The 14,609-nt window shown below is 58.6% G+C and carries 14 protein-coding genes; 8 read left to right on the top strand and 6 right to left on the bottom strand.

What is annotated here, in order from left to right; all coding sequences use genetic code 11:
* Positions 1–84: 84 nt before the first annotated feature.
* Positions 85–2,406, bottom strand: coding sequence for an ATP-dependent Clp protease ATP-binding subunit ClpA (gene clpA / locus ACU0FH_RS20700; protein ID WP_446196603.1), 2,322 nt, complete (start codon positions 2,404–2,406; stop codon positions 85–87).
* Positions 2,407–2,580: 174 nt separating this feature from the next.
* Positions 2,581–3,348: a hydroxyacylglutathione hydrolase gene (gene gloB, locus ACU0FH_RS20705; RefSeq protein ID WP_446196604.1), complete on the bottom strand. Its 768-nt coding sequence runs from the start codon at positions 3,346–3,348 to the stop codon at positions 2,581–2,583.
* Between the two features lie 73 nt (positions 3,349–3,421).
* On the opposite strand from gloB, the gene ACU0FH_RS20710 reads away from it, so the two are divergent.
* The 6 genes from ACU0FH_RS20710 (at position 3,422) to ACU0FH_RS20735 (ending at position 9,380) form a co-directional block, all read left to right on the top strand.
* Entirely contained in the window at positions 3,422–4,162 is a 741-nt protein-coding gene (locus tag ACU0FH_RS20710) for a class I SAM-dependent methyltransferase (RefSeq protein WP_238370005.1), read from the top strand.
* 328 nt (positions 4,163–4,490) lie between these two features.
* The gene (locus tag ACU0FH_RS20715; protein ID WP_446196605.1) at positions 4,491–5,051 is read left to right on the top strand and encodes a F0F1 ATP synthase subunit delta; all 561 of its coding nucleotides are present in this window, start codon (positions 4,491–4,493) and stop codon (positions 5,049–5,051) included.
* The gene (atpA, locus tag ACU0FH_RS20720) at positions 5,052–6,590 is read left to right on the top strand and encodes a F0F1 ATP synthase subunit alpha (RefSeq protein WP_446196606.1); all 1,539 of its coding nucleotides are present in this window, start codon (positions 5,052–5,054) and stop codon (positions 6,588–6,590) included. It begins immediately after the preceding gene.
* Positions 6,591–6,604: 14 nt separating this feature from the next.
* Positions 6,605–7,483, top strand: a complete 879-nt coding sequence (locus ACU0FH_RS20725) for a F0F1 ATP synthase subunit gamma (RefSeq protein ID WP_446196607.1) — start codon at positions 6,605–6,607, stop codon at positions 7,481–7,483.
* Positions 7,484–7,500: 17 nt separating this feature from the next.
* A complete protein-coding gene (gene atpD / locus ACU0FH_RS20730) occupies positions 7,501–8,925 on the top strand; it encodes a F0F1 ATP synthase subunit beta (protein ID WP_238370009.1) in 1,425 nt (474 codons plus the stop codon).
* An 11-nt stretch (positions 8,926–8,936) separates the two neighbouring features.
* Complete coding sequence (locus ACU0FH_RS20735; protein WP_446196608.1) at positions 8,937–9,380, top strand: F0F1 ATP synthase subunit epsilon; 444 nt, start codon at positions 8,937–8,939, stop codon at positions 9,378–9,380.
* Between the two features lie 152 nt (positions 9,381–9,532).
* Here ACU0FH_RS20735 and ACU0FH_RS20740 read toward each other — a convergent pair whose 3' ends face one another.
* Positions 9,533–10,552, bottom strand: coding sequence for a ribose-phosphate pyrophosphokinase (locus tag ACU0FH_RS20740; protein WP_238370011.1), 1,020 nt, complete (start codon positions 10,550–10,552; stop codon positions 9,533–9,535).
* A 110-nt stretch (positions 10,553–10,662) separates the two neighbouring features.
* On the opposite strand from ACU0FH_RS20740, the gene ACU0FH_RS20745 reads away from it, so the two are divergent.
* Together ACU0FH_RS20745 and ACU0FH_RS20750 are read left to right on the top strand one after the other, a co-directional pair.
* Positions 10,663–11,265, top strand: coding sequence for a DsbA family protein (locus ACU0FH_RS20745; protein ID WP_446196609.1), 603 nt, complete (start codon positions 10,663–10,665; stop codon positions 11,263–11,265).
* Between the two features lie 2 nt (positions 11,266–11,267).
* A complete protein-coding gene (locus ACU0FH_RS20750; RefSeq protein WP_446196610.1) occupies positions 11,268–12,080 on the top strand; it encodes an alpha/beta fold hydrolase in 813 nt (270 codons plus the stop codon).
* Positions 12,081–12,083: 3 nt separating this feature from the next.
* On the opposite strand, the gene ACU0FH_RS20755 is transcribed toward ACU0FH_RS20750, so the two are convergent.
* Genes ACU0FH_RS20755 through ACU0FH_RS20765 form a run of 3 tightly spaced genes read right to left on the bottom strand, consistent with a single transcriptional unit; the run spans position 12,084 to position 14,526 of the window.
* Positions 12,084–13,127 carry a threonine aldolase family protein gene (locus ACU0FH_RS20755; RefSeq protein WP_446196611.1) on the bottom strand — a complete coding sequence of 348 codons (1,044 nt, stop codon included), beginning with the start codon at positions 13,125–13,127 and terminating at the stop codon, positions 12,084–12,086.
* Positions 13,127–13,597 (bottom strand): YcgN family cysteine cluster protein, encoded by a 471-nt coding sequence (locus ACU0FH_RS20760; protein WP_446196612.1) that lies wholly within the window; start codon positions 13,595–13,597, stop codon positions 13,127–13,129. The genes ACU0FH_RS20755 and ACU0FH_RS20760 overlap by 1 nt, the downstream gene beginning before the upstream one ends.
* On the bottom strand, positions 13,594–14,526 hold the full coding sequence (locus tag ACU0FH_RS20765) for a bifunctional riboflavin kinase/FAD synthetase (protein WP_446196613.1): 933 nt from the start codon (positions 14,524–14,526) through the stop codon (positions 13,594–13,596). Before ACU0FH_RS20765 ends, ACU0FH_RS20760 begins: the two co-directional genes overlap by 4 nt.
* Positions 14,527–14,609: the final 83 nt, after the last annotated feature.

Below are 14,609 nucleotides of genomic sequence, written 5' to 3' on the forward strand. Positions count from 1 at the left end.
CTGCAACACTTGCCGGATTAGATAAGAAAAGCCGCCCCAATTTTGTTGGGGCGGCTTCTGTTTCTTCGACTAGCCGAGTGTCGGTCAGTCCGCAGTCAGCAACGGCGGCTTGTTGCCCGACAGGCGTGGATTGTCCGGTCCATCAATGCGCAATTCGATTTCGCCGTTCTTCACGCCAACCTTGACGACACCACCCTTGGCCAGCTTTCCAAAGAGCAGTTCTTCGGCTAGAGGCTTCTTGATGTTTTCTTGGATGACGCGCCCCAACGGGCGGGCACCCATTTTGTCGTCATAGCCTTTATCGGCCAGCCATTCCGCGGCTGCCTTGGTCAGTTCAATGGACACGTTGCGATCCATCAGCTGCGCTTCAAGCTGCAGTACGAATTTCTCGACAACTTGCAGAATGACCGATTTCGGTAGAGGTGCGAAAGAGATCACTGCGTCGAGACGGTTCCGGAACTCGGGCGTGAAGGTGCGCTCGATTGCTGCCGTATCCTCGCCCTCGCGGCGATCGCGGCCGAAGCCGATGGCCGACTTGGCGAGTTCCGCAGCGCCGGCGTTGGACGTCATGATGAGCACCACGTTGCGGAAATCGACGGTACGCCCATTGTGGTCGGTAAGCTTGCCGTGGTCCATCACCTGCAGCAGGATGTTGTAGACATCCGGATGCGCCTTCTCGATCTCATCAAGGAGGAGAACGCAGTGCGGATGCTGATCCACGCCATCGGTCAACATACCCCCCTGATCGAAGCCCACGTAGCCTGGAGGCGCGCCGATCAGCCGCGAAACCGCATGCTTCTCCATATACTCGGACATATCGAAACGCAGCAATTCCACACCGAGCGTGTCCGCCAACTGATTGGCCACCTCGGTTTTACCAACACCGGTGGGTCCGGCGAAAAGGTAATTCCCGATGGGTTTTTCAGGTTCACGCAGACCCGCACGGGCCAGCTTGATCGCACTTGAAAGCGCCTCAATGGCCTTGTCCTGACCAAATACGACCCGCTTGAGCGACGCTTCAAGATCCTTGAGAACTTCGGCGTCGTCTTTGGAGACGTTCTTGGGTGGAATACGCGCAATCTTGGCAACGACGGCTTCGATCTCTTTGGTTCCGATCGTCTTGCGACGTTTAGATTCCGCGACAAGATGCTGAGCGGCCCCCGCTTCATCGATGACATCGATGGCGCTGTCAGGCAGCTTGCGGTCGTTTATATAGCGCGAGGCAAGCTCCACCGCAGTCTTCACCGCATCTGCAGTGTATTTGACGCTGTGATGCTCTTCAAAGTAAGGCTTCAACCCTTTCAGGATCTTCACCGCATCTTCGACCGTCGGTTCGTTCACGTCGATTTTTTGGAAACGGCGGGAAAGAGCGCGGTCTTTTTCAAAATGCTGGCGGAATTCCTTGTAAGTGGTCGACCCCATCGTCCGCAGCTTACCGCCCTGCAACGCAGGCTTGAGAAGGTTCGAGGCGTCCATTGCACCGCCCGAGGTCGCGCCCGCACCGATCACCGTGTGGATCTCGTCAATGAAGAGAACCGCGTCCGGATGGTCTTCCAACTCGCTGACAACGGCTTTCAGACGTTCCTCAAAGTCACCGCGATACCGCGTACCCGCGAGCAGCGCGCCCATGTCGAGCGAATAGATTGTGGTTTTCGATAGCACTTCGGGTGTTTCGCCAGCGACGATCTTGCGGGCCAGACCTTCGGCGATGGCTGTCTTGCCTACACCGGGATCTCCCACGAGAAGCGGGTTGTTCTTGCGCCGACGGCATAGAACCTGAATGCAGCGTTCCACCTCTGCATCCCGCCCGATCAGCGGATCGATATCGCCCTCGCGCGACTTGGCGTTGAGATCGACACAATACTTGCCGAGTGCACTTTCCTTCTGCTCCCCTTCGGTGACACCCTGAGGTGCCTCTTCCGGTTCTGAAGAGCCTGAAACCGGGCGGCTTTCGCCATAGGCCGGGTCCTTGGCCACACCGTGCGCAATGAAGTTCACCGCGTCATAGCGTGTCATATCCTGCTCCTGCAGGAAAAAGGCAGCGTTGCTTTCGCGTTCCGCGAAAATCGCGACAAGCACGTTGGCACCTGTCACCTCCGTCCGGCCAGAAGACTGGACGTGGATGGCGGCGCGTTGAATGACCCTTTGGAATGCGGCCGTGGGGACCGCTTCGGAGCCGTCAATGTCAGTCACGAGATTGGAAAGATCATCGTCGATGAACTCAACCAGTGTCCCGCGTAATTCTGACATATCGACGCTACATGCTTTCATCACCTTGGTCGCATCGGGTTCGTCCAGCAGGGCGAGGAGCAGATGCTCAAGGGTGGCGAATTCATGGCGACGCTCATTCGCCAGCGCAAGCGCTGCATGAATGGCGTGTTCCAGTGTGCTCGAGAATGAAGGCACGGCGCGTGCTCCTCTTATTTGGGCCGGGGCGAGAGCATCAGGGGAAGCCGTCGCATTCCAACCATGTCTTGATAGTGTTAGAGTTTGGTTGATCGTAGCGCAGCTTCAAGGCTTTTCTTTCATTTTACAGTCACAATTGATTTTATCGTGACACAGTCGCGCGGATTTTCGGCATCAGAAATTGTCTTTCCGGGTTCGAATTTCAGCGAAAACAGTCTCGGGTTCTGCGCCTTCGAGGCCCAGTTGGCGAGCAACATCCGCATTGCCTGCGCGCAGAAACGGATTTGTTGCCAATTCGAGAGAAAGAAGTGACGGGACAGTTGGTTCATTGCGCGATCTTGCTTCGGCGATCGCGGCCATACGAGATTTAAGATCAGGATTGTCCGGTTCAATGGTCTTGGCGAATTTTCCGTTGGCCGCGGTATATTCATGGCCAGAGTAAACGACCGTTTCCGGGGGAAGTGCCGCCAGTTTGGACAGGGAATGCCACATCTGAGGCATCGTTCCCTCGAACACCCGGCCGCATCCCAGCGCCATAAGGCTGTCTGCCGTGAATACTGCGTCGCTCTGGGGGAAGTAAAAGGCAACGTGGCCGACCGTGTGACCGGACACATCCATGACGTATCCGGTTTCTCCAGCGACCTCGATTTTATCTTCGTCTTCAACCTGTTTGTCGAGCGGAGGCAGGCGATGAGCGTCGGCTGCGGCGCCAATGACCTGCGCATCGTGTTCGGCCAAAAGACCGGGCAGGCCCTCGACATGATCCGGATGGTGGTGGGTCAGCAGGATCGTTCCCAGCGACCAGCCCTTTTCCTTCAGTACGGCAAGGATCGGTTCAGCCTCGGGCGCGTCCACAAGGAATGTTTCGCCTGTCTCTGCGTTATGTGCGAGAAAAGCGTAATTATCGGTTCGACATGGGATGGTGAGGATGTCAAGAGGCATGGCGTGTCCCTCCATTTCATTGTTACACTACGCTGATTGTAATTCAGATTGACCGATTGGACAGGCGACTACAATGCATCTGGATGTCCAGGACCTTCGGAATTTTTACTATCGCAGTACGCTTGGGCGCGCGGCGCAGGCTTCGATACGCAACCAGCTATGTGCACTCTGGCCTGAGGCAAAAGGACAGACCGTCGCCGGCTTTGGATTTGCTCTGCCGCTGTTACGGCCGTATCTGGCGGATGCACGCCGTGTCGTCGCGTTGATGCCGGCGCCGCAGGGCGTCATGCCGTGGCCCGCCAATATGCCCAACGTGGCTGTGCTGAGTGAAGAAACCCTCTGGCCATTGGAAACCGGGCGGGTTGATCGCCTCGTGGTCATGCACGGCTTGGAAACTTCCGAGCGTCCCTCAGCCTTGCTTCAGGAATGCTGGCGCGTCCTTGGTCCCGGAGGCAAGGCCATTTTTATTGTGCCGAACCGGGCTGGATTATGGTCACGCTCTGACAGAACGCCGTTCGGATACGGGCGTCCCTACACGCTGGGGCAGCTTGAAAGCCAGTTGGAGCAGCATGATTTCCTGCCCGAACGGCACAGCGCGGCGCTTTACCAGCTGCCATCGACTCGTCGGTTCTGGTTGAAGTCCGCGCCGTTGTTCGAAAAGGTCGGCGCACGGATGCCCACCGTCATGGCTGGAGGGGCCTTTCTCGTCGAGGTCAGCAAACGGGTCGCGCCGCCAAGCGGAACGGTAACAAAGGAATGGTCGCGCAACCCGATACCGGCACTCAGCCCCAAGCCGGAAACATCGCCGGTTTAAGCTGAAACTGGCAAGCAGCGGCAAAGCCCGACAAGCGTCGAAAAAGACCCAGAACGGTTGCGCCTTTCAGACAGGAATCGCACCTGATCACGAAAATTCTGGCTTTTTTGTAACATCCATAATGCCTTAATCGCAGGCGATTTCGTTAAGTCCTTCAAAACAAAAGATTAACGTTCCCGTGCATCATCACGATACTGTATTGCGGGCGAAAGACCGCTCTGTTACATCCACGCTGATTTCGATGCCCCGCGCTTTCACGGGGCTTTCTAACGCGCCCGGAGGTCGCCATGCTGGCAGCCAATCGGGTCTTAATATCGGAAGGGTGGACGTGTCCGAACCAGCTTCGATTTCCACTGGTATAGCTGAACGCTATGCCACAGCGATTTTTGAGATCGCGCAAGAGAACGGTAACCTTGATGGGCTCGAGACGAGCGTCGGCGATCTGAGCGCCGCTCTGAACGACAGCGCGGATTTGAGCGCCATGATCAAGTCACCATTGATTTCCCGCGGCGAACAGCGCAACGCGATCAGTGCACTGGCCAAGAAAATGGACCTCGCTCCGGTTCTTCAGAACGCGCTGGCTCTGATGGCGGACAAACGCCGTCTCTTCGTTGTGCCTCAGCTTCTGTCCGTGCTGCGCGAACAGCTTGCCGATCAACGCGGCGAGGTCGTCGCAGAGGTGACCAGCGCCAAGGCTCTGACCAAGGAACAGACCGAAAAATTGTCGAAATCGCTCAGTGCGAATGTCGGCAAGACCGTTACTATCAATGCGACCGTCGATGAAAGCCTCATCGGTGGTCTGATCGTTAAAGTGGGTTCGAAGATGATCGATACGTCGATCCGCTCGAAGCTCAACTCCCTCCAGAATTCAATGAAAGAGGTCGGATAAATGGGTATCCAAGCAGCAGAGATTTCTGCGATCCTGAAGGACCAGATCAAGAACTTCGGTCAGGAGGCCGAAGTCGCCGAGGTTGGGCGCGTGCTCAGCGTCGGTGACGGGATTGCCCGTGTATATGGTCTGGACAACGTGCAGGCCGGTGAAATGGTCGAATTCCCCGGCGGCATCATGGGGATGGCGCTGAACCTTGAATCCGACAACGTCGGTGTTGTGATCTTCGGTTCCGACCGGGACATCAAGGAAGGCGACGTCGTAAAGCGCACGAATGACATCGTGAGCGTGCCGATCGGTGACGAACTGCTGGGTCGCGTTGTCGATGGCCTTGGTAACCCCGTTGACGGCAAAGGCCCGATCAACACCGACAAAACCGGTGTGGCCGACGTCAAGGCGCCGGGCATCATCCCACGTAAGTCGGTACATGAACCGATGGCAACCGGCCTCAAGTCGGTCGACGCGATGATCCCGATCGGCCGTGGCCAGCGAGAGCTGATTATTGGTGACCGTCAGACCGGTAAAACCGCCGTGGCTCTGGACACCATCCTGAACCAGAAATCCTACAACGACGCCGCCGGCGACGACGAGAGCAAAAAGCTTTACTGCATCTACGTTGCGATCGGTCAGAAGCGTTCGACCGTCGCGCAGCTGGTGAAGCGTCTCGAAGAGACCGGCGCTATCGAATACACCATCGTCGTGGCTGCAACCGCGTCCGAACCGGCACCGATGCAGTTTCTTGCACCTTACGCCGCGACCGCGATGGCCGAATACTTCCGTGACAACGGCCGTCACGCGCTGATCGTGTACGATGACCTTTCCAAGCAGGCCGTGGCTTATCGCCAGATGTCGCTGCTGCTGCGTCGTCCGCCGGGACGTGAAGCTTACCCGGGTGACGTTTTCTACCTCCACTCCCGCCTGCTTGAGCGTTCGGCCAAACTGAACGAAGACAACGGCGCCGGATCGCTGACGGCTCTGCCGATCATCGAAACGCAGGGTGGTGACGTTTCGGCCTTTATTCCGACCAACGTGATTTCGATCACCGACGGCCAGATCTTCCTTGAAACCGACCTGTTCTTCCAGGGCATCCGTCCTGCCGTGAACACCGGTCTGTCGGTTTCGCGTGTGGGTTCGTCCGCTCAGACCAACTCGATGAAGTCGGTTGCCGGTCCGGTGAAACTGGAACTCGCTCAGTACCGCGAAATGGCGGCCTTTGCGCAGTTCGGCTCCGACCTCGACGCCGCGACCCAGCGTCTGCTGAACCGTGGTGCCCGTCTGACCGAGCTGATGAAGCAGCCGCAGTATTCGCCGCTGACCAACGCGGAAATCGTCTGCGTCATCTACGCCGGTACGCACGGCTACCTCGACAAGCTGCCCGTCTCTGACGTGGGTCGCTTTGAAAAGGGCCTGCTGGCGCATCTGCGTGGCAAGCGTTCGGACATTCTTGACTGGATCACCAACGAAGATCCCAAGATCAAGGGCGACGCCGAAGACAAACTCAAAGCAGCGCTTGACGAATTCGCCGCTGACTTCGCTTAAGGAGAGATAGGGCAATGCCAAATCTCAAGGACCTTAAAAACCGGATCGAGTCGGTCAAATCGACCCGCAAGATCACCAAGGCGATGCAGATGGTCGCGGCAGCAAAATTGCGCCGCGCCCAGGAAGCTGCCGAAGACTCGCGTCCCTATGCCGAACGGTTCAACGCCGTGATGGCACAGCTCGCGGCGTCGGTTGGCAAAAGCGACAGCGCGCCGAAGTTGCTGGCCGGTACGGGCAGCGACCAGGTGCAGTTGCTGGTGGTGTTGACAGCCGAACGGGGCCTCTGCGGGGGCTTCAACGGCAACATCGCGCGTCTCGCAAAGAACCATGCGCTCAAGCTCAAGGGCGAAGGCAAGACGGTCAAGATCCTCACGGTCGGCAAGAAAGGCCGTGACGTGCTCAAGCGCGACTTCGCGGACGATTTCATCGGCCATGTCGATCTGAGCAATGTCAAACGCCTTGGTTACACCGACGCACAAAAAATCGCGCAGGACATCCTGTCGCGCTTTGATGCAGGTGAGTTCGACGTGGCGACGCTGTTCTTTTCGAAATTCGTTAACGTGGTAAGCCAGGTGCCGACGGCACAGCAGATCATTCCTGCAGAATTCGAAGAAGATGAAAAGGCGGACTCGGCAAGCACGGTTTACGACTATGAACCGGGCGAAGAGGAAATCCTCGCCGACCTGCTGCCGCGTGGTGTGGCCACCCAGATCTTCAGCGCGTTGCTGGAAAACGGGGCTGGCGAGCAGGGCGCACGGATGAGCGCGATGGACAACGCGACCCGCAACGCGGGCGAAATGATCGACAAACTGACCATCGAATACAACCGTTCGCGTCAGGCTGTCATCACCAACGAGCTGATTGAAATCATTTCCGGCGCGGAAGCGCTGTAAGAGAACCGGAGACAAACATGGCTACTGCAACAGGCAAAGTCACTCAGGTCATCGGCGCTGTGGTCGACGTACAGTTCGACGATGCGCTGCCTGAGATTCTGAACGCACTGAACACCGAGAACAACGGCAAGAAGCTGGTGCTCGAAGTGGCTCAGCACCTTGGTGAAAACACTGTCCGTACCATCGCGATGGACGCGACCGAAGGTCTGGTTCGCGGCGCTGTCGTGACCGACACTGGCGCGCCGATCTCGGTGCCGGTCGGTAACGCGACTCTCGGCCGCATCATGAACGTGGTCGGCGAGCCGATCGACGAAAAAGGTCCGGTCAACGCGACCGAAACACGTCCGATCCACGCCGAAGCACCTGAATTCGCCGCTCAGTCGACCGAGTCGGAAATTCTCGTTACCGGCATCAAGGTCGTCGACCTTCTCGCGCCGTACTCCAAGGGTGGTAAGATCGGCCTCTTCGGCGGTGCCGGTGTGGGCAAGACCGTTCTCATCATGGAACTGATCAACAACATCGCAAAGGTGCACTCGGGTTACTCCGTGTTCGCCGGTGTTGGTGAACGGACCCGTGAAGGTAACGACCTTTACCACGAGATGATCGAATCCAACGTGATCAAGCCCGACAACCTCGAAGAATCGCAGGTTGCTCTGGTTTACGGTCAGATGAACGAACCTCCGGGAGCGCGTGCGCGTGTTGCTTTGACCGGCCTGACGCTGGCCGAGCAGTTCCGCGACCAGTCCGGGACTGACGTTCTGTTCTTCGTCGACAACATCTTCCGCTTTACGCAGGCGGGTTCCGAGGTGTCGGCGCTTCTGGGTCGTATTCCTTCCGCCGTGGGTTACCAGCCGACGCTGGCCACCGATATGGGCGCGCTTCAGGAACGTATTACGTCGACCAAAGCTGGCTCGATCACCTCGGTGCAGGCGATTTACGTGCCTGCGGACGACTTGACCGACCCCGCGCCGGCAACTTCGTTTGCGCACCTTGACGCGACCACGGTTCTCAACCGTGCGATCTCGGAAAAAGGCATCTACCCGGCGGTTGACCCGCTCGACTCCTCGTCGCGTCTGCTTGACCCGGCCATCGTTGGGGAAGAGCACTACAAGGTCGCAACCGACGTGCAGCAGCTGCTTCAGCGCTACAAATCGCTTCAGGACATCATCGCCATTCTCGGCATGGACGAACTGAGCGAAGAGGACAAGCTGACCGTGGCCCGTGCCCGTAAGCTCGAGCGTTTCCTCAGCCAGCCCTTCGACGTGGCGCAGGTCTTCACCGGTTCGCCGGGCGTGCAGGTGCCGCTGGAAGAAACCATCTCGTCGTTCAAGGCGGTTGTGGCCGGTGAATACGATCACCTTCCCGAAGCGGCCTTCCTCATGGTCGGTGGCATCGAAGAAGTGAAAGCCAAAGCCGAACGCATGGCCGCTGACGCGGCTTAAAGGAGCCACTGATGGCAGACACAATGCAATTTGACCTCGTGTCCCCGGAACGGCGCCTTGCGTCGTTTCAGGCCCGCGAGGTTCTGATCCCCGGTGCGGACGGCGACATGACGGCAATGCCCGGTCATAGCCCCGTCATCGCCACGCTGCGTCCCGGTGTTCTGCGGGTCGACGGTCCGGAAGGCACGTCGGAATACATCGTCACTGGCGGCTTTGCGGAGATCAACTCCGAAGGCCTGTCGGTTCTGGCCGAGCAGGCGATCCCGATGACCGAGGTCACGCGTGAGCATATCGACGAACTGATCGAAGATGCTCGTGCCAAGCACGAAGAGGCCAAGTCGACGTTCAAGAACGAACCGGGTCCTGTAGATGACGCGGCCAAGCTATTGTCCGACATGGTTGCCCTTGGCGATCACATCGCCATCGGCAAGGGCGGCGGTCCGGCTCCGGCCTGACGTCGTCTGACACGATTGATATTTGGAAACCGGCCCCATCGCGGGCCGGTTTTCTTTTGCGGGAATGGCAAGTTCGGGCAGCTACGCGGTGAAAGAAAAAGGGCGCCCCGCAAAACGGAGCGCCCAATGAATTTCCCGATACACCCGGTTTCTCAGTCCATCGTGTACAGCGATTCATAGATCGGCGAGAGCGTCGAATCCTCAAAGAGCGAGGATACCGATGTGCCGTTCCAGATGTTCAGGATGGCTTGCGCGAATACCGGTGCGGTGGGCACGATACGGATATTCGGTGCGGCCAGTACCGCGTCTGTCGGACGGATCGTATCGGTCAGAACCAGCGATTTCATGACCGAGTTGGTAATCCGTTCGACCGCAGGGCCGCTCATCACGCCATGCGTGATATAAGAGTGCACCTCCTTGGCGCCGTTCTCCATCAGGATCTCTGCCGCTTTGCAGAGCGTGCCCGCCGTGTCGCAGATGTCGTCAACGATCAGACATATCTTGTCCTTAACGTTCCCGATCACGGTCATTTCCGCGACTTCACCGGCTTTTTCCCGCCGCTTGTCGACGATGGCCAGCGGTGCATTTACACGTTTGGCAAGCTCGCGCGCGCGGGCCACGCCGCCCACGTCGGGCGATACCACCATCAACTCGTCCATCTGACCTTTGAAATTGGTTCGGATATCCAGCGCAAAAACCGGCGAGCCATAAAGGTTGTCAACGGGGATGTCGAAGAAGCCCTGGATCTGGGCCGCATGCAGATCCATTGTCAGGATCCGTTCGATGCCGGTGCCGACCATCATGTTGGCCACAAGCTTGGCCGTGATCGGCGTACGCGCCTTGGTACGGCGGTCCTGACGAGCGTAACCGAAATAGGGCAGGACAGCCGTAACCCGTGCCGCCGACGACCGGCGTAGCGCATCGGCCATCACCAGCAATTCCATCAGGTTGTCATTGGCCGGATTGGACGTGGGCTGGATGATGAACATATCCTCGCCCCGAACGTTTTCGAACACTTCGACAAAAATCTCGCCGTCGTTGAAACGTTCCACGCGGGCATCGACCAACCCGGTTTGAATGCCGCGATGCATTGTCATGCGACGCGCAATGGCTTGTGCCAACGGCTGGTTGGCATTCCCAGAGATCAGCTTGGGTTCGATCATATGAGGCATTGAGATTGGTTTCCCGGAGCAGCGAGAGAGATATGTAACAGATTCGTGGTGTTGACACCGCTTAGCATGGCCTTACCGTCGCGCAAAGCTAGCCGCGGGAGAAAAAGCAAATGGCCCAGATCGACTACTTCTTTGCAACCTTGTCACCCTTTGCATATCTCGCGGGCACCCGGCTCGAACAGATAGCAGCCCGGCACGAGGCGACCGTCGTCTACAAGCCGTTCGACATCATCTCGCTTTTCTCCCGGACCGGCACGGCTCTCCCCAAGGATCGCCCCGTCGCGCGTCAGGAATACCGGATGCAGGAACTCAAGCGGCAGGCCAAGCATCTCCAGATGAAGATGAACTTTAAGCCCGCCCATTTCCCGACCAACGCCGCGCCGTCTTCGTATGCGATCATCGCGGCGCAGGCCGAAGGGGGCGGGGATGTCGGTGTTCTGTCCCACGCGGTCCTGCGCGCCTGCTGGGCCGAGGACAAGGACATCGCCGATGATGCGGTCATTCGCGCCTGCTTAGAGGAAGCCGGATTCGACCCGGCAATCGCCGATCGGGGCTTGCTGCAAGGGGCGGAGACCTATGCCGCCAATCTCGAAGAAGCGATCAGCCGTGGTGTGTTCGGTTCGCCCTTCTACATTACCGAGGATGATGAACGGTTCTGGGGGCAGGATCGGCTCGACGCGCTCGATACGCATCTAGAGGAAGCTTCGGCGTGAACATGGCTTTGTCCATACCTCAACCTCTTGAAATCCGCAAACTCGGGAACGGTAAGCGCAAGGTTCTGGCGCTGCATTGTACGCTTGCCCATTCCGGGGCCTGGAAGGGTCTCGTAGCCGAGATGGACAGCGAGATAGAAGTCACCGCCACCGATATGTTCAACCACGGACTCAGCCCTGACTGGGACGGGCAGGGGGACTTTCAGGATCGCATGGCGCGGGCTGCTGTCGCGACCTTGACGGAACCCGTGGATGTCATCGGCCATTCCTTTGGCGCGTCCATCGCGATGCGCGTCGCTGTTCTGTTCCCGGAACTCGTGCGCAGCCTGACGATGATAGAATCCGTCTACTTCGCCATCGTAAAGAAGGATCGGCCAGAACTCGTCGAGGCAAGCATGCGGTCCTCCGCGCCCTTCTATAACGCGATGGAGGCCGGAGACGTCGAGCTTGGCGCCCGATTATTCAACGGCGGCTGGGGCGGCGGTGTCGGTGAAAGCTGGGAGGAAATGCCAGAACACAGACGGGCGGCCATGATCCGGGGCGCGCAGATCGTTCCTGCGTGCAGCCCCGCCTTGCTGGACGATATCCACAATCTTCTGGAACCGGGGAAACTGCAATCGCTGAACCTGCCCGTCTTGTTGATGCGGGGCGGCAATACGGCGGACATCATCGCCGCCGTGAATGATGGATTCGCCGAGTATTTACCGGATGCCCGGAACGTCGTGGTCGAAGGTGCTGGACATATGCTGCCGATCAGCCATCCGGCAGAGACGGCTGATCACCTGCGTCAGCTGTTTACAGAGGTCCCGGCCTGATCATCAGCCTTTGAGTATCTCGATGAAGCGGTCCGTGTTCTCATCGCTCGCGGACCAGTCGCAGACAAGCCGCGCTGTCAGTATCTCTTCGGGATCGGCCCCCTGCAATTCGCCATCCCACATGTTGTAGAGCGCCCCGGCCTCGTGCAACCGTTGATGCGCGGCTCGGGAAAAGCGGGGGAAGATCATGTTGGCGGTTCCGCCCCAAGAAATCTCTGCACCGGCAGTCACGAGTTTCTCCCGCAGCCTTGCACAGGCATCGTTGGACTTCCGCCCGAGGCTTAGCCACAGGTCGTCCGTCAGATAGGCCGCCATCTGCGCCGACAGGTACCGGTGCTTTGAAAACAGCTGCGCGCCCCTTTTCCGGCGTAGCTCGAACTCCCAGGCCTTGTCGGGGTTGAAAAGAATGACCGCTTCGACGCCCATGCAGCCGTTTTTCGTCCCACCAAAGGACACCGCGTCCACGCCCGCTTTCCACGTCATTTCCGCCGGTGAGCAATTCAGCGCGACCAGCGCATTCGCGAACCGTGCGCCGTCAAGGTGAACCGGCACACCAAAGGATTTTGCGACCTCGGCAAGTTCCTGAATTTCGGACAAAGAATAAACGCCGCCGCGTTCTGTGATCTGGGTGATTGAAACAGGGCCGCGCTGCGGGCCGTGAACGCCCCGTGTCTGCTCTCCGGCAATTGTCTCGCGCAGAGATTCCGCCGTCATCTTGTCGCCGCCCGGAACAAGCGTCAGCTTTGCGCCACCGGTGTAGAACTCGGGCGCGTTGCATTCGTCCTCGTGGATATGGGCAAGGGGCGAGCAAAAAATCGTCTCAAAGGGCTGCGTCAGCGTCGCCAGCGCCAGCGAGTTTGCCGCCGTGCCGGTTGCGACAAGGTAAACCGCAGCCTCGGGCGCCTCGAATATATCTCGGATCTTGTCGCGCACCTCATCCATCAACGGATCATTACCATAGGGCAGGGCGTAACCGGCATTGGCTGTCGCCAGTTTCTCCATGATGGCGGGATGGACCGGACCGGCATTGTCAGAGGCGAAAAACATCAGGTGGGCTCCTCGATCAGGTAGTCGTCCCACTCTTCTTCGGGGACTTCGAATTCAGGTACTGTCATGCCCCGCACGGACACGCCTGCATGATGCACAGACTCGGCCCGGCCAGAGATAAGGGGGTGCCAGTCATATAGCTCGCGCCCTTCATAGATAAGCCGATAGGCGCAGGTCTGCGGCATCCAGTAAAGATGGTCCTGGATGTTGTCGGGCTTCAGCACGATGCATTCGGGAACGAACTGGTGGCGAATGGGGTACTGGCTGCAACGGCAGGTGCTGTCGTCAAGCAGACGGCAGGCAATCCGTGTCAGGTCGATCTCGCCCGTGTCCTCATCTTCCAGCTTGTTCAGACAGCATTTACCACAGCCATCGCAAAGAGCTTCCCACTCTTGCTGCGACATCTCCGCCATCGATTTCTTTTCCCAGAACCGTTTGGCCAGTCCGCGACGGGGGATCGGATCTTTCATAGGCTTTCCAGAACCTTCCGGGCTTTTTCGCAATCGGCATCCATCTGCGCGATCAGGCTTTCCAGCCCTTCAAATTTTATCTCGGGGCGCAGGAATTCCACCAGCCCGACCGACAGGGTGCTGCCGTACAGGTCGCCTTTGAAATCAAAGATAAAGGTCTCAAGGTTCGCGCGGTTCTCGCCGAACATCGGTCGCACGCCAAGGCTTGCCGCGCCGTGGTAGCTGCCCTTGTGCTGACCGTCGAGCACATCCACGAGTACCGCGTAAACGCCGAAGGCAGGCGGATGGAGGCCGTCAATCGACATGTTCGCTGTAGGATATCCCAGCTCGCGTCCCCGCTTTTCCCCGTCGATGACTTTGCCTTCGATCCGGTGCCAATGGCCAAGCATGGCTGCGGCATCACCCGGCCGCGCTTCACTTAGCGCCGTGCGGATCGCGGTCGATGATATGGTCGTGTCATTCTCTTCAAGCAACGGGGCGATCGTAACGCCGAACCCGAACTGTTCGCCAAATGCCTGCAGTTCCTCGGCGCCGCCGCTGCGTTCCTTGCCAAACCGGAAGTCCGCACCAACCACCACATGGGCCAACCCAAGCCCGTCTGAGATGACGTCCCGGGCGAATTCCTCCGGCGTCAGCGCGACCATCTCTGCGTCAAAAGCCAGCTCATAGAGGATATCCACCCCGATCTTTTCCAGTCGGTGCCGCCGTGCGTCGCGGCTCATCAGGCGAAAGGGCGGGCTGTCGGGGGCAAAGAATTCCCGAGGATGCGGCTCGAACGTCAGTACCCCGGTCGGCGCCGTCGCGTCTGCCTGCTCGGCAAGCCTGATGACAGAGCGGTGCCCAAGATGGACGCCGTCAAAATTCCCGATGGCCACGCTTGCGCCGCGATCGGCAGGGGCAACATTCTGATAGGTCTGGATGATCCGCATGGTCGCTGCGTAGCGTCGAAGCGGGGCTTGTTCAAGCGCAACCCGCGCAGGCGAACCGCGCGACGTCGTGAACTGTGAAATAC

The organism is Heliomarina sp. (assembly GCF_052826185.1).